The organism is Bradyrhizobium sp. SZCCHNR1098 (genome assembly GCF_032489375.1).
Classification (GTDB): Bacteria; Pseudomonadota; Alphaproteobacteria; order Rhizobiales; family Xanthobacteraceae; genus Bradyrhizobium.
The window spans coordinates 105,480-126,202 of the sequence record NZ_JAUEXY010000017.1 but is presented as its reverse complement, the minus strand read 5'-3'; the positions used below and the strand labels follow the sequence as shown (position 1 = coordinate 126,202).

The 20,723-nt window shown below is 64.6% G+C and carries 20 protein-coding genes and 1 pseudogene; 18 read left to right on the top strand and 3 right to left on the bottom strand.

Translation table 11 applies throughout. The features are described from left to right. The first annotated feature begins 190 nt into the window (after nucleotides 1-190). From QX135_RS29325 to QX135_RS29275, 11 genes and pseudogenes are all read left to right on the top strand, one after another. Complete coding sequence (locus tag QX135_RS29325) at nucleotides 191-1,282, top strand: ABC transporter substrate-binding protein (protein WP_315739261.1); 1,092 nt, start codon at nucleotides 191-193, stop codon at nucleotides 1,280-1,282. Continuing rightward, nucleotides 1,260-2,273: an ABC transporter permease gene (locus QX135_RS29320; protein WP_315739262.1), complete on the top strand. Its 1,014-nt coding sequence runs from the start codon at nucleotides 1,260-1,262 to the stop codon at nucleotides 2,271-2,273. The genes QX135_RS29325 and QX135_RS29320 overlap by 23 nt, the downstream gene beginning before the upstream one ends. Further along, on the top strand, nucleotides 2,267-3,058 hold the full coding sequence (locus QX135_RS29315) for an ABC transporter ATP-binding protein (RefSeq protein ID WP_315739263.1): 792 nt from the start codon (nucleotides 2,267-2,269) through the stop codon (nucleotides 3,056-3,058). Before QX135_RS29320 ends, QX135_RS29315 begins: the two co-directional genes overlap by 7 nt. Beyond that, entirely contained in the window at nucleotides 3,052-4,236 is a 1,185-nt protein-coding gene (locus QX135_RS29310; protein WP_316234422.1) for an acyl-CoA dehydrogenase family protein, read from the top strand. The genes QX135_RS29315 and QX135_RS29310 overlap by 7 nt, the downstream gene beginning before the upstream one ends. Before the next feature lie 21 nt (nucleotides 4,237-4,257). Beyond that, nucleotides 4,258-5,361, top strand: a complete 1,104-nt coding sequence (locus QX135_RS29305) for an LLM class flavin-dependent oxidoreductase (protein WP_315799088.1) — start codon at nucleotides 4,258-4,260, stop codon at nucleotides 5,359-5,361. Then, the gene (locus tag QX135_RS29300) at nucleotides 5,358-6,299 is read left to right on the top strand and encodes an ABC transporter substrate-binding protein (RefSeq protein WP_316182000.1); all 942 of its coding nucleotides are present in this window, start codon (nucleotides 5,358-5,360) and stop codon (nucleotides 6,297-6,299) included. Before QX135_RS29305 ends, QX135_RS29300 begins: the two co-directional genes overlap by 4 nt. Nucleotides 6,300-7,263: 964 nt before the next feature. Next, entirely contained in the window at nucleotides 7,264-7,620 is a 357-nt protein-coding gene (locus QX135_RS29295) for a hypothetical protein (protein ID WP_315799090.1), read from the top strand. Between the two features lie 177 nt (nucleotides 7,621-7,797). Next, nucleotides 7,798-8,046, top strand: a pseudogene (locus tag QX135_RS29290) (VapC toxin family PIN domain ribonuclease); the annotation flags it as partial. Between the two features lie 159 nt (nucleotides 8,047-8,205). Next, nucleotides 8,206-8,661: an RbsD/FucU family protein gene (locus QX135_RS29285; RefSeq protein ID WP_315777406.1), complete on the top strand. Its 456-nt coding sequence runs from the start codon at nucleotides 8,206-8,208 to the stop codon at nucleotides 8,659-8,661. A gap of 230 nt (nucleotides 8,662-8,891) precedes the next feature. Then, nucleotides 8,892-9,146, top strand: coding sequence for a type II toxin-antitoxin system ParD family antitoxin (locus QX135_RS29280; protein WP_315799091.1), 255 nt, complete (start codon nucleotides 8,892-8,894; stop codon nucleotides 9,144-9,146). Between the two features lie 24 nt (nucleotides 9,147-9,170). Continuing rightward, nucleotides 9,171-9,422 carry a type II toxin-antitoxin system RelE/ParE family toxin gene (locus QX135_RS29275; RefSeq protein ID WP_315770961.1) on the top strand — a complete coding sequence of 84 codons (252 nt, stop codon included), beginning with the start codon at nucleotides 9,171-9,173 and terminating at the stop codon, nucleotides 9,420-9,422. 327 nt (nucleotides 9,423-9,749) lie between these two features. Here the strand turns inward: QX135_RS29275 and QX135_RS29270 are convergent, their stop codons facing one another. Then, nucleotides 9,750-11,972: a right-handed parallel beta-helix repeat-containing protein gene (locus QX135_RS29270; protein ID WP_316181994.1), complete on the bottom strand. Its 2,223-nt coding sequence runs from the start codon at nucleotides 11,970-11,972 to the stop codon at nucleotides 9,750-9,752. A gap of 718 nt (nucleotides 11,973-12,690) precedes the next feature. Here QX135_RS29270 and QX135_RS29265 point away from each other — a divergent pair. Then, entirely contained in the window at nucleotides 12,691-13,026 is a 336-nt protein-coding gene (locus QX135_RS29265; RefSeq protein ID WP_315799093.1) for a hypothetical protein, read from the top strand. A gap of 277 nt (nucleotides 13,027-13,303) precedes the next feature. On the opposite strand, the gene QX135_RS29260 is transcribed toward QX135_RS29265, so the two are convergent. Both QX135_RS29260 and QX135_RS29255 read right to left on the bottom strand, forming a co-directional pair. Continuing rightward, nucleotides 13,304-13,681: a hypothetical protein gene (locus tag QX135_RS29260; RefSeq protein WP_315770966.1), complete on the bottom strand. Its 378-nt coding sequence runs from the start codon at nucleotides 13,679-13,681 to the stop codon at nucleotides 13,304-13,306. Nucleotides 13,682-14,733: 1,052 nt separating this feature from the next. Then, a complete protein-coding gene (locus tag QX135_RS29255; protein WP_316181991.1) occupies nucleotides 14,734-15,939 on the bottom strand; it encodes a M20/M25/M40 family metallo-hydrolase in 1,206 nt (401 codons plus the stop codon). Between the two features lie 143 nt (nucleotides 15,940-16,082). On the opposite strand from QX135_RS29255, the gene QX135_RS29250 reads away from it, so the two are divergent. The 6 genes from QX135_RS29250 (at nucleotide 16,083) to QX135_RS29225 (ending at nucleotide 20,710) form a co-directional block, all read left to right on the top strand. Continuing rightward, complete coding sequence (locus QX135_RS29250; protein WP_316181988.1) at nucleotides 16,083-16,841, top strand: SDR family oxidoreductase; 759 nt, start codon at nucleotides 16,083-16,085, stop codon at nucleotides 16,839-16,841. Continuing rightward, complete coding sequence (locus QX135_RS29245; RefSeq protein WP_316181986.1) at nucleotides 16,838-17,746, top strand: sigma-70 family RNA polymerase sigma factor; 909 nt, start codon at nucleotides 16,838-16,840, stop codon at nucleotides 17,744-17,746. Before QX135_RS29250 ends, QX135_RS29245 begins: the two co-directional genes overlap by 4 nt. An 81-nt stretch (nucleotides 17,747-17,827) precedes the next feature. Then, nucleotides 17,828-18,394: a cytochrome b gene (locus QX135_RS29240; RefSeq protein WP_315739273.1), complete on the top strand. Its 567-nt coding sequence runs from the start codon at nucleotides 17,828-17,830 to the stop codon at nucleotides 18,392-18,394. Between the two features lie 140 nt (nucleotides 18,395-18,534). Further along, a complete protein-coding gene (locus QX135_RS29235; RefSeq protein WP_316182051.1) occupies nucleotides 18,535-18,939 on the top strand; it encodes an OsmC family protein in 405 nt (134 codons plus the stop codon). Next, entirely contained in the window at nucleotides 18,936-19,637 is a 702-nt protein-coding gene (locus QX135_RS29230; protein WP_315739274.1) for a VIT family protein, read from the top strand. Before QX135_RS29235 ends, QX135_RS29230 begins: the two co-directional genes overlap by 4 nt. A 254-nt stretch (nucleotides 19,638-19,891) precedes the next feature. Next, nucleotides 19,892-20,710 carry an HlyD family efflux transporter periplasmic adaptor subunit gene (locus QX135_RS29225; RefSeq protein WP_316181982.1) on the top strand — a complete coding sequence of 273 codons (819 nt, stop codon included), beginning with the start codon at nucleotides 19,892-19,894 and terminating at the stop codon, nucleotides 20,708-20,710. The last annotated feature ends 13 nt before the right edge of the window (nucleotides 20,711-20,723 follow it).

The window sequence follows — 20,723 nt, the reverse complement described above, 5'->3', positions numbered from 1 at the left end:
TATTCGCTCACCGTCGCGCCACATTCGAAAATCCATTTCATTGACGATGTGGACGGGCGAACGCATCATCCATTCATCATTGGGGCGCTGACGACAGCGCACGGTCAACGAGACATCGAGGCATTCCGCGGATGGAGTGCGGGCGCCATGCGCCTGCGCATAGGCGGAGCGTTGTCGGCAGGAGAGGGTGATGGATAACACGGAGACGACAAGCGCTTTGAGCCGGCGTCGGCTGCTGCAGGCAGGCGCCGGAGCCGCGTTGGTGGCGCCGTTCGGCGGCCTTGCCGCGCAGGCTCTGTCCTTGCGAGCAGCGCCGGAGATCGACTTTCAGCAGTTTCCGATCTGCCGGACGGCGGCTGAAGTGCCAGCTCTCACCGGCGCGCCGCGCAAGCTGAAACTGTCGTGGAATGCCGGCGCAGTGTGCCTGACGCCGGTTCCGGTGGCGATCGACCAGGGCCTCTTCAAGAAGTACAATCTCGATGTCGAGCTGATCAACTACTCGGGCTCGACCGATCAGCTGCTGGAAGCCATCGCGACCGGCAAGAGCGATGCGGGCCTCGGCATGGCGCTGCGTTGGCTGAAGCCGCTGGAGCAGGGGTTCGACGTGAAGATCGCCGCCGGCACCCATGGCGGCTGCATGCGGGTGCTGGCGCGCAGCGATTCCGGCATCACCAAGCTGGCGGACCTCAAGGGCAAGGCGGTCGCCGTCGGCGATCTCGGTGGTCCCGACAAGAACTTCTTCTCGATCCAGCTCGCGCGGCTCGGCATCGATCCGGTGAAGGATGTCGATTGGCGCGTCTATCCAGGCGCCGTCGTCAACGTCGCCGCCGACAAGGGCGAGACGCAGGCGTTCCTGGCGTCCGATCCGCTCGCTTATCTCTGGCTGAAGGACCCGGCCTACAAGGAGGTCGCCTCCAATCTCGACGGCGAGTATCAGAACCGCGTCTGCTGCATCCTCGGCCTGCGTGGCAGCCTCGTGCGCGAGGAGCCGCAGGTTGGCCGCGCTATCACGCAAGCGCTGCTCGATGCCGCGATGTTCACGGCGCAGAACCCGGTCGAGGCGGCGAAGTCGTTCCAGCCTTACGCGCCGAAGCAGGCGACGCTCGCCGATCTCGAAGGCATGGTGCGCTATCACACCCATCATCATCATCCGCATGGTGCTCCGCTGAAGCAGGAGCTGAAGGCCTATGCCGACGACCTGAAGGTCGTCTCCGTCTTCAAGCCCAGCACCGACACCAGCAAATTCGCCGAGCGCATCTATGTCGACATTTTCTCTGTCTGACGTCGCCGCCGGCGAGCTCGCGCGGAGCAGCTTGCTTTCCGACAAGCTCCGCGAGGTGGCGCCCGGCATTGCCGCGGCGCTCGCTTGGGCCGCCTTCGGCGCATCCTGCCTCGTCCGCGAGGACATCGGTGACTGGTCGCGCACGACCGATCTCGCGGGCGCCGGATTTGTCATCGCGGCAATCCTATTGTTGGCCAGTCTTGCCGCGCACCTGCTCGGACGTGCGGGTGTCGGCGTGCGCAAGCGAAGTCCCTGGTTCATCGCGCTCGGCGTGTTCCTGACGCTGTGGGAGCTTGGCACCGCGAAATACGCCTGGCTGCCGCTGCCGTTCTTTCCGCCGCCGCAGGCCATCATCGAGGTCTACACCGACGATCTGCCGAAGCTGCTCGACAGCGTCTTCGCGTCGATCAAGCTGCAGCTCGGCGGCTACCTCATCGGTGCCACCATCGGCTTCGTCACGGGTGTCTCGATCGGCTGGTCGACGCGGATCGGCTACTGGGTGCATCCGGTGCTGCGCTTCATCGGACCGCTGCCGGCCACGGCATGGCTGCCGATCGCCTTCTTCAGCTTCCCGACCAGCTGGAGCGCGTCGACGTTCCTGATCGCACTCGCCACCGGCTTCCCCGTAACAGTGCTGACATGGTCCGGCGTCGCCAGCGTGCCAACCGCGTACTACGACGTCGCGCGGACGCTCGGCGCCAAGCCGTCGTTCCTGGTGCTGAAGGTCGCAATCCCTGCGGCGCTGCCGCATGTGTTCGTCGGCCTGTTCATGGGCCTCGGGGCCTCCTTTGCGGTGCTGGTCGTCGCGGAGATGATCGGCGTCAAGGCCGGTCTCGGCTGGTACCTGCAATGGGCGCAGGGCTGGGCGGCGTACGCCAACATGTATGCAGCGCTGCTGGTGATGTCGCTGCTCTGCTCTGGCGCGATCACGCTGCTGTTCAAGACCCGTGACCGCGTGCTGGTCTGGCAGAAGGGTGTCGTGAAATGGTAGCCGTTTCGGAAGCTCGACGGGCGGCGTTCCCGGGTGCCGCGATCGACATCGCCCATGTCGACCATGCCTTCGACATCGACGGCGCCGAGCTGAAGGTGCTCGACGATGTCAGCCTGATCGTCGAGCCCGGCGAGTTCGTCGCGTTGCTCGGGCCCTCGGGCTGCGGCAAGTCGACCTTGTTGCGTCTCATCGCCGGCCTCGACAAGCCGCGCAGCGGCGTGCTGCGCGAGGACGAGATCAGCATCAGGGGACCGCATCCCTCGCGCGTCGTCGTGTTCCAGGACCCGACGCTGTTTCCATGGCGCACGGTGCGGGACAACGTTGCGCTGGGACTGGAGGCGCAGGGCATCCTCAAGAAGCAGCGCCATCGTGTCGATGCGGCGCTCGACCTGGTCGGGCTGTCCGACTTCCGCAACGCCTTTCCGCATCAGCTCTCCGGCGGCATGGCGCAGCGCGTCGCGCTGGCGCGGGCGCTGGTCAACGATCCCAAGGTGCTGGTGCTGGACGAGCCGCTCGGCAAGCTCGATTCGCTAACCCGCATCGCGATGCAGGCGGAGCTCGTGGCGCTGTGGCAGCGCAAGGGTTTTACGACGCTGCTGGTCACCCACGATGTCGAAGAGGCGCTGGTGCTCGCCAATCGCGTCATCGTGCTCAGCGACCGCCCCGCGCGCATCAAGGCCGACATCGTCGTGGACAGACCCTATCCGCGGCATCGCGGTGATCCGCATCTTGCCGATCTGCGCCGGCAGATCCTCGGGCTCCTCGGCTTGGAGGCAACATGGTAGCCGTCATCGAAAGCATCGCGCCGCGCCCGGCCGGTGCAGTGGACGACGAAGAGCTGATTGCACGAGCCGTGCGGCTCGTGCCCGTCTTCGCCGAGCGTGCGCCGGCGCATGACCGTGACCGCAGCTTCCCGTTTCAGAATTTTCAAGACCTGTTCGACGCGGGCCTGCTGTCGCTGACCGTGCCGACCGCGCTTGGCGGGCATGGCGCCGGCGCACGTCTCACCGCGCGCGTGCTCGGGATCATTGCCGAAGCCGATCCGTCGACGGCGCTGGTGCTGGCGATGCACTACATCCAGCACTTGGTGATGGCGCGGCACCAGGAGTATCCGCCGCGGCTTGCGCGCAAGCTCGCGCGGGAGTCGGTCGAGCGCGGCGCGCTGATCAACACGTTCCGCGTCGAACCCGCGCTGGGCTCGCCGTCGCGCGGCGGCCTGCCGGAAACGATTGCGCGGCGCACCGACACCGGCTGGCGGCTGAGCGGCCGCAAGATCTACTCGACGGGTGCGCCGATCCTGAGCTGGTACTCGGTGTGGGCCAAGACCGACGAGGCCGAGCCCCGGCTTGGACTCTTCCTGGTCCAGGCCGGACTGCCCGGCATCAGCATTTTGGAGACCTGGGATCATCTCGGCCTGCGCGCGAGCGGCAGCCACGACGTCGTGTTCGATGACGTCGTGATCCCGCTGGACCATGAGATCGAGCTGCGCAAGCCGGAGGGCTGGCGGGTGCAGAACCCGACGCAGGCGCTGGTTCACGCCGCTTTCGTCGGCGCGATCTATGACGGCGTCGCGCGCGCCGCACGCAACTGGATCGTCGACTTCCTGAGGACGCGGACGCCGTCGAGCCTCGGTGCACCGCTCGCGACCTTGCCCCGGGCGCAGGAGGTGCTCGGCGCGATCGAGGCGCGGCTACAGGTCAATGCGCGGCTGATCGATAGCGTGGCGCGCGATTTCGACGAGGGCAGGGTCGTCAGCCCGGTCGAAGGCAACGTCATCAAGCTGACCGTCACCAACAATGCGGTGGCGGCCGTCGAGGACGCGCTGTCGCTGTCGAGCAATCACGGCCTCAGCCGCGCCAACCCGCTCGAGCGGCACTATCGCGACGTGCTGTGCGGCCGCGTGCATACCCCGCAGGACGATGCCACGCGGATCGCCGCCGGCCGTCTGGCGCTTGGACTCTGAGAACCTGAGGAGAGAGGACACATGTCCGAGATCGAATTCATCGGCTTCATTTCCAACAACAACTCGTCCGAGACCATCGTCCGCAAGGGACCGGTGCTCGACCCCGTCCACATCGAGACGGTGGCGAAGGCGCATGAGAATGCCGGCTTCGACCGCGCGCTGCTCGCGTTCCACTCGACCTCGCCGGACAGCCTGCAGGTCGCCCAGCATGTGCTCGGCGTCACCTCGAGGCTCAACGTGCTGATCGCGCAGCGACCGGGGTTCACGTCACCGACCCTGCTGGCGCGGCAGTTCGCGGTGCTCGACCAGTTCTCCAGGGGCCGCGTTGCGCTGCATGTGATCACCGGCGGCAATTCAACCGAGTTGCGACAGGACGGCAACACGCTCGACGACAAGGAGGCGCGCTATGCGCGGACAGCTGAGTTCCTCGACATCGTCCGCGCCGAGTGGACCAGCGAGAAGCCGTTCAGCTATGCCGGCAAGCACTATCAGGTCGAGAATGCATTCGCGCAGGTGAAGCCGTATCGGAAAGAGGGCATCCGGATCTATTTCGGCGGCGCCTCCGATGCCGCGATCAATGTTGCGGGCCGTCATGCCGACACCTATGCGCTGTGGGGCGAGTCCTATGCGCAGGTGCGTGAGCAGGTCGCCCGCGTCAGCGCGGCCGCCGCCAAGCACAGCCGGCCGGCACCGCGCTTCTCGCTGTCGGTGCGGCCGATCCTTGCCGATACCGAGGAGAAGGCCTGGGCCAAGGCGCAGGAGATTTTGGAGCGCGCCACCGCGCTGCAGGATCAGACCGGCTACCGCAAGCCGGCCGACGGTCATGCCACTGATGGCGCCAAGCGGCTGCTGGCGATCGCCGAGCAGGGCAAGCGGGTCGACAAGCGGCTGTGGACCGAGATTGCCAAGCTTACCGGCGCCAACAGCAACACCACCGCGCTGGTCGGCACGCCGGAGCAGGTCGCCGACGTGTTCGGCGACTACTACGATCTCGGCATCAGCCATTTCCTGATTCGTGGCTTCGATCCGTTGATCGATGCCATCGAGTACGGCCGCGAGCTGATCCCCGCGACGCGCGAGCTGATCGCGCGGCGGCAGGGCGCGAAGGGAGTGGCCGCGGAATGAAGCGCGTTCTGCTTGCCGCGGGTGTTCTGCTCGCGTTCACGGCCTCGGCCTTTGCGCAGGCGACCCTGCGCGTCGGCGACCAGAAGGGCAATGCGCGCGCCGTGATGGAGGCGGCGGGCGTGCTCAAGGACGTGCCCTACAGCATCGAGTGGAAGGAGTTCGTCGCCGCTGCGCCCTTGCTGGAGGCGCTGAGCGCGGGCGCCATCGAGACCGGGCTCGTCGGCGACGCGCCCTTTACCTTCGCTGCCGCCTCGGGCGTGCCGGTCAAGGCGATCGCCGCCATTCGCCAGACCCAGGAGGGTCTTGCGATGCTTGTGCCCGAAAGCTCGGCCATCAAGAGCTTCGACGACCTCAAGGGCAAGAAGATCGCAACCGGCCGCGGCTCGATCGGACATCAACTGGTGCTGGCGGCACTGGAGTCACGCGGCTGGACCACCAGCGACATCCAGCTCGTGTTCCTGCCGCCCTCTGATGCCAAGGTCGCCTATACGCAGGGCTCGGTCGATGCGTGGTCGACCTGGGAGCCGTATGTGAGCCAGGAGGAGGTGCTGTTCAAGTCGCGCCGCATCATCACCGGCGAAGGACTGACGCCCGGCCTGAGCTTCCAGGTCGCGACCCCCACCGCCATCAGGGACAAGCGCGCGGCGCTCGAGGACTTCGTCCAACGGCTTGCGGCGGCGCGTGCGTGGTCGCTCGGCAATGTCGAGAGCTATGCCGAGACCTGGGGCCGGCTGATGAACATTCCGTCCTCCGTACCACTGAACTGGCTCAAGCGTGCGAAGGTGCGCATCGTGCCGGTCGACGATGCCGTCGTCGCCGACGAGCAGAAGACGATCGACCTCTACACGCGCACCGGCCTGATCAAGGAGCGGCTCGACGCGGCGGCAATCCTCGACCGTTCGTTCACTGCGGCGATCGCGAAGGGGGCGGGGCTTTGAGCTGTCAGCGCGTCACGTGATCTCACCGAACACACGTGACTCTCGGCGGCGTCGGCCGCTGAAAACCATAGCACCCTTCAGCGGTGATCCCACCGTCAGCCTCCACGCTATCAGGCTGACCTTCCCGTAACCGTCCCGGCCCGCGCCGGTGAACTTGGTGCCACACCAGCTACACCACGTCACGCGGCACGATCGCGGCGCCTCCGCGAACCCGGGGGAAAAGGAGCCCGCTCCGATCCTCGAATGTGCCTCCCCTCTCAGCCTCTTCGCTGCGTTTGACTGGCGGGCGTCTTGCTTGCAAGTGTGCTTCAGGATCGCCGAGACGTAGTTGCGGCGCGAATCTCAGTTGCGCTGCCAACCGATCAGGACATGAAGCTGACCATCGTCTGGCGATTTTCCATCGCCGTCCTGGCGATAGCAGGCGATGGATGATGAAGGGCGCTCGGCGCGCCCGGCTTGTCTGGGCGTTCAAGTGTCCCAGAGGTTGCTGTGATTGAGCGAGAAGCCGCAGCGTACCGGATCACCGCATTCGCCGGCGATGACGCGCGAGTGCCTATGAGTACCGCAGGTTCCTGTGAGCGAACCTAATATATAAGGTCGCATCGCGATCTGAGGTATTAATACCTTCTAGTAGGTGGGTTGTGAATTGGGCGTCGTTGACCTCTCTGATTGGGCTTCATGGCTTCAGTGTGTGACGACGAGGCGCTCCAGCACCGGACGGATGACGACGCCGAACATCCAGCCGCCCGCGGTCTTCTATTCATGGCAATCGGGCCTTCCGTCGAGGGGAAATCGCGGCTTCATCGGCGATGCGCTCGAGCGAGCTATTTGATCTGTCCCGCTGACCAAGGTCGATGCCTCACGGCTGCAAACCATCTCTTGGATTGTCCAGTCATTGGCCGTACGTTGGTGGGCGGTGACGGAACAATGCCCAAAGCAAACACCGTGGAGAACAGTTGGTCTGATGGATGAAGACGACCCGAGCGATCAAATCTCCCGGATCGAGGCGCGGATTGAAGAGCTTGCCGAGATGGCCGAGCGGTGTCGCAAGATCATCCTGGCCTCGAGGGTCGTGATCTATGCCGGTGCAGGATTGCTGCTCGGCGCGGTGCTGGGCCTGCTGGGATCCAATGCGGTCGTCGCCCTCGGGGCGATTGCTGCGGTGCTGGGCGGCATCGTGTCGCTCGGATCGAACGTCAGCACATTGCGACAGACCATGGCGGCAATGGCCGCCGCCGAGACGTTTCGCGCCGACCTGATCGGCAGGATCGATCTTCGTCTGGTTGATGACGCGCGCCGAAGCGGATTGCAGCCTCGGTGACTCGCGCCGCCGGGTGTTGCACTCCGAGCGATCCGTTTGCGGGGGGCGGTGACGGTGCGCGAACTGACTACACCGGATCAACGCGACCTGTCGAGCAAAGCGGGTTCAGGTAGGCTGTATCGCCTTGCCGTGCGCAGCCCGGGCTGCTATATATAAGCAACGCGCAAGAGTGCTGATCTCGCCGAGTGGCTCGAGACGGTCATGCATCTGTACGGTGAGCGCATTCTGTCGTTCGACATGCGGGCAGCGCGGATCGCGGGCCGGTTGTCGGATCGGACGAGGGGGCCTGGACAGGCGCCGGGCTTCGCCGACATCATCATCGCAGCGACCGCGCGCCGGCATCAATTGACGATCCCGTCGCGCAACCTCAGACATTTCGAGCCGCTGGATGTCCCCGTGCTGGATCCATTTGCGGACTTGCCGTGAACGGCGCGGTCCGGGTTCTGATCGGCAAGTGGCGCGGATTCGACCTCGCGCGATGCCAATCAGCTCAGCCAATCAGCTCAATTGACGTGAGAGGATGGTTTCGCCGGCGCCCGACCTATCCTACGATAGCAATGAAAAAGAAGATGCAGGGAGTAAACCATGCTCAAGGGGATCGATCCGCTGCTCAATGCCGACGTGCTCTATGCTGTCAGGGCGATGGGGCATGGCGACCGCCTCGTGATCTGCGACAGCAATTTTCCGGCCGATGCGATCGCGCGGCGGACCGTGTTCGGCGAGCTCTTGCGCATCGACAATGTCAGCGCGGCCCGGGCCGTCCAGGCGGTGCTGTCGGTGCTGCCGCTTGACACCTTCGTCGACGATGCCGCGGTCAGGATGGAGGTCGTCGGCGAGCCCGAGGTGGTGCCGCCGGTGCAGCAGGAGGTTCAGGCTGTGATCGACCGCGCCGAAGGCAGGTCCTGGCCGCTGGTCGGCGTCGAGCGGCACGCGTTCTATGAAAAAGCCAAGACCGCCTATTGCGTGATCGCGACCGGCGAGCGCCGGTTCTACGGTTGCTTTCTGTTCAGCAAGGGCGTGATCGCGCCGGACGCGCAGTGAGCATACTCCTGGCCGCGCTCACATGGGTGATGCGCGTCGTGTTCTCGTCGCGTAGCCAGGGCGAGCGCCCGCCGATGCCCAACGGTCGTCGGCGGGAGCGGCCCCGGGGAGAGACCGGCCCCGCATGTCGCTACGCTCGTGGCGGGCTACGGACCGGTCACGGAGGCGGGAGCTGTTGGCTTGCGGTAGCAAATGGTGGCAATTTATGCTCCCCGGTCTTGGAGCATCCGATGGCATCTGTCGAAAAACTCAGCGTTGCGCTGACGAGCGAGCAGGTCTCAGCCCTCAAGACAGCGGTTGAGTCGGGCGAATATGCCACCACCAGCGAGATCGTCCGCGAGGCGGTGCGCGACTGGCAGCTGAAGCGTGAGCTGTGCCGGGAGGACGTCAGGCGCCCGCGGCAGGCCTGGGACGAAGGCATCGCCAGCGGATCTGCTGCCAAGGTCGATATGAAGCAGCTGCGCACGGACGCCCGCGACGGCTGAAGGGAGCGAAGCAAGCCTCCCACAATGCCGATTGAGCTGGTCTGGTCCAACCAGGCCTGGTCCGATCTGCTCGACATCTACCTGCTGATCGGGGTCGATCAGCCAGCCGCCGCTGAGCGTCATCTCGACCGAATCGAAGCGAAATTCGAACTGCTGAGATCGCAACCGCGGATGGGCGCCCGCCGTTCCGATCCGCCCGTCCATGCGTATGCTGGTCGAGGCGCCTTACCTGCTGCTTTACCGAACCGTCCCCGACACGGACGAAGGTCCGGTTGACTCCGTTGAAATCATCCGCGTCATCGACGGCGACGACGTCCGACCGACGGCAAATCCGCCCTCATGGCTTTGCGGGTTCGAGTCCTGCATCACCCATCATCCGGCCGCGGCCGGCCCCATGACGTCTGGGCGATGGGCCAAACATAGCCGCCGCCTGAAGGCTCAGCCAGCGATGTGGTGTCGGCTTTTCGATCGATGTTGATATGGCCGTAGAAGGGCACTGGCGAGTATCGAGCAGATATTGACGGTCTGCGCGCCATCGCAGTCGCCGTCGTCGTCTTGCTTCATCTCAGGGTGAGTGGCTTCAGTGGCGCGGCGTTGCCGCCTCTATTTGCTCTCGGATGGCGTCCGGCTGTAGACCGTCTTGGCCGGATAGGTCGAGTTCGTGATCGTCAGCGTACTACCATCGAGATTATAGATGCTGGCGCCGTCGCGCGCCTTGTTCTTGACGAATGCCGACTTGCTGACGCCGACGACTGTCGCTTCCAATTGCGAGGCCCGGCTGATCTCATAGATGGCGCCGCCCTGATGGCGCGCGCTATTGGCCGTAAACCGGGCTTGCTCATAGCTCACATGCGAGCCGTAATCCTCGTAGGTTGCGCCGCCATCCTGCGATGCCCGATTGCCGGTGAACGAGCACTTCTGACATGTGACGACGACGCCCTCGCGGTTGACGTTGGCGCCGCCATAGACGGCCCGATTGCCTTCAAAGACGGTATCGGAGATCGTGAGATTGGCCTTGCCGTAGGCATAAATCGCTCCGCCTTCGAGTGCTTCGTTGCGCTCGAAGCGGCAATTGTGCAGCGTCATCTTGAATCCGATCGCGGCCTCGCGCGGCAGAAATTTCTTGCCGGCATGATAGGCAAGCAACCCGCCGCCCTTGCCGTTGTAAGTCCGGCCGACCGCGCGACCGTCACGCAGCGTCAATCCGTCGAGCAGCGCGTCATCGGCGCCATAGAGGACGTGCGCATATCGATAGCCGCCTTTGGCGGCCCTCGCGCTCAGAATTGTCCGCGCGCCGGCGGCGCGACGCTGCTCTAAGGCAGTTTCAGTGCCGGCAAACCCGCCGTACAGCTTCACGCCGTCGTAGAGAATGAAGGCCGCGATACGGCCGTCCTTCTTGGCAGGCCTGTACGTGCCGGCCTTGATCCAAACCGCTGCCTTCGAGGCCGAGGCGAGGTCGATGGCCGCCTGCAAGTCGGAGAACCCGGTTGCCCAGGAAAGTCCGTCCTGTGCCTTGGCCGGGTTGTCCGGAACGACATAGATGACCGGCGCGGATACGGCCTTGGCGCTGACCGCTGGCCGGATGTACTCGCCCTGATATTCGACCGCGCCGCTGTTCTTCACGTAAATCTGGACGAGTTTCTCGACCAAGCCGTTCTTCAGCAGGAGCGCGCCGTCCAAGCCGGGCTGATAACCGCGCGCATAAGCGGGCGCGGATTTAAGGGCAACGGGTTCCAACTCCCCCTTGAGGTTGCTGATGGGGATGAAGTCGGCCAGCGGCAGCGTGCTTCCCGCATGAGCGAGCGAGCCGACCTCCGACACAATGTCCTCATGCCAATTATAGACCTTACCGACAACGCTGCGGATGAGGATCGGATTGCTGTTCGCACCTGTCCCCTGATAAAGGTCCGGGCCCAACGCGCTGCTGGCCTTGTTGCCCACGATTGTCACGTTGACGAGCAGTGGTGCCGAGCCGCCGTCGTTGCCGACGCCGCCGGCGCTCACGGCCGAGTTGCCTGTGAACAGCGTGTTGAAGACAAGCGGCGACGCGGCAAAGTCGTTGTAAAGGCCACCGCCTTTGTCGTTGCTGCGGTTGCCGATGAAGCGGCAGTTGATGAAGCGCGGCATAGCGCCGAGATCGTTGCTTACGCCGCCGCCGCGCAGCTCGGCGACATTGTCGATGAAATCGACATTGATGAAGGCCGCCTGGTCCGCGCCCGCCTTGTGCACATTGTAAACGGCGCCGCCCTTGGGCGAGTAGTTGTTCTTGAAGACGACGTTGCGCACAATGGGGCTGGTCATGAAGTTTCTCATGCCGCCGCCAACGACCATGTCGTTCTTGAGAATGTCGGCCGGCACGAGATGCATGCGGGGCTTGTCCGTCCCGTAAGAATCCGAGACCGTGAAGCCATCCAGAATGGCTCGGTTAGCGCCCATAATAATGGTCTTTGTGTTTTTCGTCTTGTCGCCCTTGCCGATATTGCCGCTGAGTATGGTTACATTCCTTCGAAAATCCCTTTGCTGCCGCGCCGTTTCGTTGCCTGAGAAGCCCCCATAGACGGCGATGTCCTCCTTGAGGACAAATGACTTGGTCTGATCGGTCGCATCGGGATAATACGTGCCACGCGCCACCCAGATTTCGTCGTTCTTAGAGGCCGCTGATAGTGCATCCTGCAGGGATTGGAACGGGGCATTCCAGGCGTGCCCGTCCCCCGCACTCTTGCTTGCCTGATTCACGTACCAAGTTTTTCCGGAATCGGCTTGCGAGACGCCCGAAGCTAAGGTGACGATTGCAGCCGCAAAAAGTGCCGTGAAAAGGTGCTTCATCTTCATTCCTAATCGGGGATTGATCCGCGGCGCGTCGGCTGAATCCGTAGGCGTTCCAGCGAGCAGGGGTCTCTATCGAGCAGAGCGCGGTTCTATGCTGGGTCACAATGTACAGCATGCTCTCGACGTCAATCGTTTGTGTTGATCTGAGTCAATCCGGCGCGAACTCGGGGCCTTCGCTGCGATTTGGCTCTTTCTGACCTCTATGGGTTGGCTCGCCAGCCTGCGTTGCCATCAGCAGCGAACGGTTCTCGTTGTGGTGAATATGAAGCGGTACGCTGTCGCCAAATATCCGCGGTAAGGCATCTCAAAAATGCCGAGAACATCGCCGGACTGTTAGCAGGTCCGCTTACGCAAATGATGGTCAAAGCCACGATGTGCCTGTCCTCCGCTCGACTCAGGGTCGATCGTAGCAGAATGCGGCGCGGCGAGATTGCGGGTGACAGTGCACTAAATCGTGCTGGGCCATCCGATGAAGTTGTTTCGTTCGATGGCCGATATTCGTCGTCTGTTCGATGAAGGATGACCAGCTCGCTCTCGGTGCGTTCGCGCCAGCGATTGCGGGATTGCGCTGACAGTGCACTTGACTATCTCGCTGACCAAGGTCGATGCCTCACGGCTGCAAACCATCTCTTGGATTGTCCAGTCATTGGCCGTACGTTGGTGGGCGGTGACGGAATAATGCCCAAAGCAAACACCATGGGGAACAGCTGGTCTGATGGATGAAGACGACCCGAACGATCAAATCTCCCGGATCGAGGCGCAGATCGAGGAGCTTGCCGAGATGGCCGAGCGGTGTCGCAAGATCATCCTGGCCTCGAGGGTCGTGATCTATGTCGGTGCAGGAATGCTGCTCGGCGCGGTGCTGGGCCTGCTGGGATCCAATGCGGTCGTCGCCCTCGGGGGGATTGCTGCGGTGCTGGGCGGCGTCGTGTCGCTCGGATCGAACGTCAGCACATTGCGACAGACCATGGCGGCAATGGCCGCCGCCGAGACGTTTCGCGCCGACCTGATCGGCAGGATCGATCTTCATCTGGTGGGTGACGCGCGCTGAAGCGGATGGCAGCTTCGGTCGCTCGCGCCGCTGGGTGTCGCCCTTCGAGCGATCCGTTTGCGGGGGGTGACAGCGCGCGAAACTGACTTCGCCGGCTCAGCGCGACGAGGCTCAACGGGCTTCGGGGAAGCGACGCCGGGGAGAGATCTGTCCCGCATGTCGCTGCGCTCATGGCGGGCTACGGGACTGGTCACGGGGGCAGAGAAGGGAGTCCAGCGCCGGGCGAGCGCCGCGAGACCTCGCCCGGTGCCACGCCGCGGTTTCAATCAGAAGCGGCTCAGCGGCAATTCCAGGTCGTTCCTTGCGCGCAAACCGCGTTCGGGCTGTCACCACCATAGATCTGATAGGGGTATTCGCCTTTGCGATAATAGCCATAGGCGTGGGGGTTCACTCCGTAGTAGGCGGGCGCCTCGTAATACGCCGGGCCGCCGTAGACCGGACCATCATAGTAATCATAGGCGTCGCGGCTTGCGGCGATCGCAAGACCGGTGCCGATGGCACCCGCCGCAAGCGCCGCGCCGACCGCAGCGCCGCCGCCACCGTGCCAGCGCCCATTTCGCGCGTCGGCACTGGTCGGGGCCAGGGCGCCGATCGCGAGTGCAGTCAATGAAGCAATTGCGGCCGTGCGGCCGAGCAGAGCTGTTTTGGTCGACATATCAGGCCTCCAGTGAAGTGCGCCGTGATCGGCGGATGTCTCCGGTGTCCGGCTCTGCCAAGAACGGTTGACGAATGTCAGAGCCGAACAAGGCCGGCAAACGGATGATCGATTGCGGTTCTTGATCCGACCTCGCTCGAGGAACTGGCGACAGTCCAAAGCGAATGTCAGGTCCATCACACTAGAACCGCTGCTGCGCTTTGGAGTTCCGGCCCCGCCCGAACTTCCATGCGATCGGACCGGTGCCGCTGGGCACGCGGAGGAGGGGAATGGCTCGTGCTTTGCCGACCCGGCAGCCCGGAGCCAACTCATCACCGTGACGGTGCATTCCAACAACTGAAGACGTTTGAAGGGCGTCGATGATGCTGGCCGCTATGACCCGATGAGCTCACGCCATCCCGAGTTGCACGACGGGCAATCTCTGCATGGCGCGCACGCGCCAACTGCCCGTCGAGCCAGTTTGTCGCGGACTCATCACTTGCCACGTCGGGCAAATCACCTCCACATTTCCGCGCATCCCGGCTCGCTGAAGAGGGACGTTTCGCGATCGTCACGAGCGTCGAGTCGGGGAGGCGATGGGCGCGTTGCTCTGCAGCCGGGTGTCACAGCCCGCGCCGACGAACAGAGCGAGGCGACGGCGAAGTGGTGTGGTCCTGGCATCGCGGTGCTGATGCCAAGCCGGCGGTGATGATGATCCGCCGGCGACGGGGGCAAGACAGCCGATCCCCGGGGAGAGCGCCTATAACCCGTTCAAACCGTCGCGCAGGGAAGGCCGGATATTGGGCTGAACCTGTGGTTCTGCCGCGTGCTTTCTGCTGCACGCGGACCGCGGGTATCAGCCGATACCCGGTCTTCCCTGCGCCTCTTCTTCGAGGAGAAGAGGACCAAAGGACGCAAAGCCCGGGTGCCATCCGCCGCGGGAGCGCGACGTCATGGCCTCGCTGTTCGACCTGTTCGGAACATGCGCGTTTGCCGGCAAGCCCGTCATCACGACGCTGCGCGGGAGCAGGGAGGTTGCAGCCATTCCGCTTGGGTGTTCGGACGGCGTCGTCTCACCCCGTCGTGGCCAGCCGCACCGCCAGCGCACACGCCCGGTCGTATTCGTCCAGGTTGATCCATTCGTCGATCGTGTGCGGCTCGTTCTGGCCGGTGCCGAAGGTCACGGTGGGGATGCCGTGGCGGACCATCCAGTTGGCGTCGAGGCCGCCATTGCCGGCGCGCAGGGTCGGCGCGGCGCCGATGTCGGAAACGGCAGCCATGGCGCGCTTGACGACGGGAAGGGTCTCCTTCATCCGGAACGGATGATAGTCGGTCTCGGCCTTGAACTTGACGCGGCCGGACTTGCCCTCGCTGTTGGTGACCTGCTTGGCCGCCTTCTCGAAAGCGGCCTTGTAGGCCTTGGTGATCTCGCGGATGAATTTGGCATCGTGGCTGCGACATTCGCCGCGGACGTGGACGTAGTCGGTGACGACGTTGGTGGCGTCGCCCGCGGGGCGGCCTTCGCCGCCGGTGACCGGGCCGACATTGCTGGTGCCTTGCTTGGCGTCCTTGCCCTTGCCCTTCACCACCTTGCCGAACCAGCCGCCGGCTTTCACCTCGGCGAGCGCGAGCGCCAGGATCATGGTGGCGCTGATGCCGCGCTCAGGCGCGACGCCGGCATGCGAGGCACGGCCGAAGATCTCGACCTCCCAGCGGTCGGCGCCGACGGCACCGATGGTGACGCTGGAGGCCGAGCTGCCGTCGAAATTGAAGGCCATCTCGGGCGCGCCGAGGTCATCCGTGTTGACGTGGCGCGCGCCATGGAGCCCGCTCTCCTCGCGCACGCAGAACAGCAGGGTGATCGGCGGATGATCGAGCTTCTGCCGGATCAGCTCGGCCGCGAGCGTGACGAGAATGCCGCACCCGCAGCGATTGTCGCCGCCGAGCGCCGTCCTGGCCTGGTTGACGATCTTGCGACCGGAGATCTTCGGCTGCGCGCCGGCGCACAGCGGCACCGTGTCCATATGGGTCATGAACATGATCCGCGGCTGATTGTGCTGGCTGCCGCGGCCGGGCAGCTCGACGATCAGATTGCCGGTCTCGGTCGGCAGCGGAATGCGCGTATTGGCATCGTCGAGCCGCATCGCCTTGGCAGGCACGCCGGCCTGCTTCAAAGCCGCCATGATCTCGCGCCCGATCGCCTTCTCCTGTCCGGTCACGCCCTGGACGGCCAGAAAACGCATCAGGCGATCGGTGGCGGCGGCGGTGTCGACGGACATGAAGCGATTCCCATGATGAACGATGTGCGCGGAGCATCCAGCCGGGCGGCCGGTTGCGCAAGGGGGCTCGCATTGGTTTCGCCGCCTGACTCTTTTCCGATGCCTCGATCGTCTTCATGTCATCTGGACATTGGAGCATCAAGATGAGCCTGAAAGACAAGACGATCGTCGTGACCGGCGGAAGCCGCGGCCTTGGCCTGGGAGTCGTGGAGGCCCTCGTCGATCGCGGCGCCAAGGTGACCGTCGTCGCGCGCGGAACCGAGGCGCTGAACGCGATTGCTGCGCGCCTGGGTGTGGCCACGATCGCGGCCGACGTCACCGACGAGGCCGCTGCGCATCGCATCGTCGGCGATATCAGCCCCGACATCCTGATCTTGAACGCCGGCACAACGCCGCTCATGGGCCGGCTGGATCGGCTGACCTGGAGGGATTTCTCGGCTGCCTGGGAAACGGACGTCAAGGCGGGCTTGTACTGGATCCAGGCGGCGCTCAAGCTCCCGCTCAAGCCAGGAAGCCGCGTGCTGGTCGGATCGAGCGGCGCGGCGGTGGGTGGTTCACAGATGTCAGGCGGCTACGGCGGCGCCAAGCGCATGCTCTGGTTCATGGCGAAATATGCCAACTGCGTGTCGCAGGACGACAGACTCGGCATCCGCTTCCAGGCGATCGTGCCGCGCATGATGATCCTCGGCACGGGAGTGGGGGATACGGCCGCGGGCGCTTATGCCGGGTCCATGGGCATCACGCCGGAAGCGTTCGTCGCCCGTTTCGGCGCGCCGATGCCGCCGCGCGCGTTCGGCGATCGCGTCGTCTCCGTGCTGGAGGACCCGCGATTCGCCGATGGTGTCGTGTTCGGTCTGAATGGCGACGACGGTGTGACGGTGATGGAAGGAGCGGCAGCTTGAGTGACGGACCACAGGATCAGCAAGACGCGCGCAGGGCCGAGCTCATGGCCCTGGCAGAGCAGTTGCGGCCCGAGCTGCATCGCTATTGCGCGCGGCTGATGGGGTCGGTGATCGACGGCGAGGACGTCGTGCAGGACACCCTGACGAAGGCGCTCGTCGCCGTGGGCGAGATGCGGGACCTCGCGATGCTGCGCGCCTGGCTGTTCCGGGTCGCGCATAACCGGGCGCTGGACCTGCTGCGCAGCCGTGCGATCCGGGCGGTCGAACCGATCGAGGCCGCTGACGACGTCGCCGATGACGCCGCACCGGATGCCGTGGAGGTGATGATGCGCGACGAGGCGATCAGGACGGCGGTGTCGCGCTTCACGGAGCTTCCGATCCCTCAGCGCAGCGTCCTCGTTCTCAAGGACGTGCTCGATGAGCCGCTCGCCGACATCGCGGCTCTGCTCGGCCTGACGTTGGACTCGGTGAAGGCGCATCTCGCCCGCGCCCGGGCGCGGCTCTCCGAGATCAACGCTGTGGCCGAGGCGCGGACGGCGGCGAGACCCGCCTCCGATGCGGTGGCGCGCTATGTGAGCCTGTTCAACCGGCGTGATTGGGACGGCCTGCGCGCGCTGCTGGCGCACGACGTCAAACTGCACCAGTCCACTCATCCCGTCCGTGTCGGCCCGGCCGATGTCGGGATGTTCTTCAGCATCTACGCCGGGATGGACGGCGTCTGGCTGGTGCCCGCCTGGCTCGAGGGCCGGGAAGTGATCGCCGTGTTCGAACGCCACGGCGATCCGCAGCCCAGCTACTTCATGTGGCTGAGCTGGCGCGACGGCAAGATCAGCTTCATCCGCGACTACCGCTACGTCCGCTATGTCATCGCCGATGCAGAGCTGGCACTCGTCCTGCTAGTCTGAGCACCCAGGCCGGCAAGGGCTTGATCCACGTCAACGAGGGACGGTCGCGTCAGGACCATATTCTGACGAGAGAGGTCCGAGATGCAGCTCTTCAACTCGACGCGAAGCTACGGCGCAATTCCGCAGACGTTGCATTGGCTGACGGTCGTGCTCGTGGCCGTCGCCTGGGCGCTTGGTGTCTTCGGTGACGTGCTGCCCAAGGGCGCACCGCGCGAATCCGGCCTGTTCATCCACGTGACGGCTGGGATCGCGATCCTCGCGCTTCTGGCCGTGCGCCTGGCTTGGCGGCTGGCCGATCCATCTCCGCCGCCCGAGACGACCGAATTCGCCACATGGATGGGAAAGTGGCAGGATCCGGCCGCGCGTTTCGCGCACTACGCCCTCTATGCGCTGCTCCTTGCCGTCCCTGTCGTTGGAATCGTGTTGCAGTTTGCACGCGGTGATGCCTTGCCGCTGTTTGGCATCGCCGAGATCGCGTCGCCCTGGCCCAAGGACCGCGCGTTTGCTCACAACGTCAAGGAAGTGCACGAAATTCTCGCCCACGCCCTCGTCATCGTGGCCGCAATGCATGCGGCCGCCGCGCTGATCCATCACTGGATCTTCCGGGATCGGACGCTCCTGCGCATGCTGCCTCATTCGGACGACTAGGGGAGGCGACAGGCCTGTCGGGAATGACGGATTGCGTCGTCGCTTCAGGCGCCGTGACCGAACGGTCGCGATCCGATCGATCACTCCGCTCATGGTTCGGATTGCCAATCCCCCAGGAAACACGGCCGGGAGACTCGCCAATGCTGGAGTATCGCGTCAACGCCCGATGGATCGATGCGCATGAAAGCGTCGCAGACTGCAAGGATGCGACCGTGGTGCTCGATACCGACGTCAAGGGACGGCGGGATGCATTCAACCCGGCCGAGCTTCTTCTCGCCGCGGTTGCCGCCTGCATGATCAAGGGAATCGAACGCGTGACGCCGATGCTCAAGTTCCATGTTCGGGGCGTCGAGGTACGGCTGATCGGCGTCCGTCAGGATAGCCCGCCGATGATGGCGTCGATCGATTACGAGCTGATCGTCGACACCGATGAAGATGACCGCCGGCTCGAGCTGCTTCATCAGAATGTCAGGAAGTATGGAACGATTTCCAACACCGTGGCCGCCGCGACGAAGCTGCAAGGCGTGATCAGGAGAAAGACATGAGCCGTCTTCACGTCCACCCTGAAAGCCACCTGGTGGCGCGGATCGGATGGCTCAGGGCGGCCGTTCTGGGAGCCAATGACGGCATCATTTCGACTGCAAGCCTGATCGTCGGTGTTGCTGCGGCAGCAGCGACACGAAACGACGTCCTGATCGCGGGTGTCGCGGGATTGGTCGCGGGAGCGATGTCGATGGCCGCCGGTGAATATGTCTCCGTCAGTTCGCAGTCGGATACGGAGCAGGCCGACCTTGCACGGGAGCGCAAGGAGCTGAGCGACAACCCCGCATTTGAACGCGACGAGCTTGCCGATATCTACGTCAAGCGAGGTGTGGATCAATCCCTTGCGCGGCAGGTGGCCGAGCAGTTGATGGCGAAAGACGCGTTGACGGCTCATGCGCGCGACGAATTGGGAATCTCGGAGATCACCGCAGCGCGGCCCATCCAGGCCGCCGTGACCTCGGCCATGATGTTTTCGGTGGGAGCCGCCATGCCCTTGCTGATGGTCGTCGTGTCGCCCGCCAATTTGCTGGTCCCGATCGTCTCCGCGGCTTCTCTCGCCTTTCTCGCGGTGCTGGGAGCGATCGGCGCAAAGGCAGGCGGGGCCAACATTCCGCGCGCCACCTTTCGCGTGACGTTCTGGGGGGCCTTCGCCCTGGGTCTCACCGCAGGCATCGGAAAGTTGTTTGGGGCCGTCGTTTGAAGCGCGGGCAAAGCTTGCGTGACGATCAACGGCGTTACCGCCGTCTCGTGTCGAGGTTGCGGCGGTGTCGCGGTGTCGTCGACGCCGGCATTGTTTCGAGAAATTGAAGACCCAATTCGGTCCAGGCGCCATTATCAACCGGCCCGCGAGCCGCCACATCGGCGTCACGAGCATTCGATGGGCGCGACCCTCACGTCACGAGGACGCCGCCGAGGCGGCAACGCGCCCGATGCCGTGGTCGTGAGGAGCGAGCGGTGGACGGACAGCAAGCGCCGGGCGGATCCCGGCCGGTCATTCTGCATCAGGAGCGTCCCCCGGCGGAGCCGCGCGCCAGGGCGTCCGCAGGACGTGCGCTGTGGTTGCTCGTCGCGCTCAGCCTGATGTTCGGAATGCTGGTCGCGCTGCCGTGGATGGTCGAGTATGTGACCGTCGGCCAATATCTCGTCCACACCGATGATGCCTATGTCAGGATGAACGAAGTCCCGGTCAGGTCGGCGGTGTCCGGCCTGGTCAGGGACCTGCTCGTGACCGACAATCAGGAGATTGTTGCGGGACAGGTTCTGGCGCGGATCGAGCACCGGGACGAGCGCGCCGCGACGGTCGCGCTGAACGACGTCATTGCTCCCGTCGCCGGCGTCGTGGCCGCAAGCGGTCTCCATGTCGGGGACGCCGTGACGGCAGATCGGTCGTTGATGGCGGTGGTCACGCCGGGCGAGCCCCACGTCATCGCAGCCCTCGCGGTTTCCGAGATCACCTATGTCGCGATCGGACAGGCGGTCACGATCGACGTGCCGGGCCTGCCCGTCCGGCTCTATGGACATGTCGCGGATGCTGAGTGGATCGGCGCGGCGTCCGGCTCGCCAGACGGCGAAAGCCGGATTGCGCTGAAGATCAGCCTGCTGAAGGCGGCCATGCCCGCCGGATTGCGATCCGGCATGGCTGTCGGCGCGACGATCCTGACCGGCCTGACCGGGACGGAGCGGATGGTCTCGCAGATCCTGCAGAAGAGGGCGCAGAGGACCTGCCGCTGCGAGCAGGATCTCCAACCCGCGTCGGTGCAGCGGCGCATCTGACCACGGCATCCCC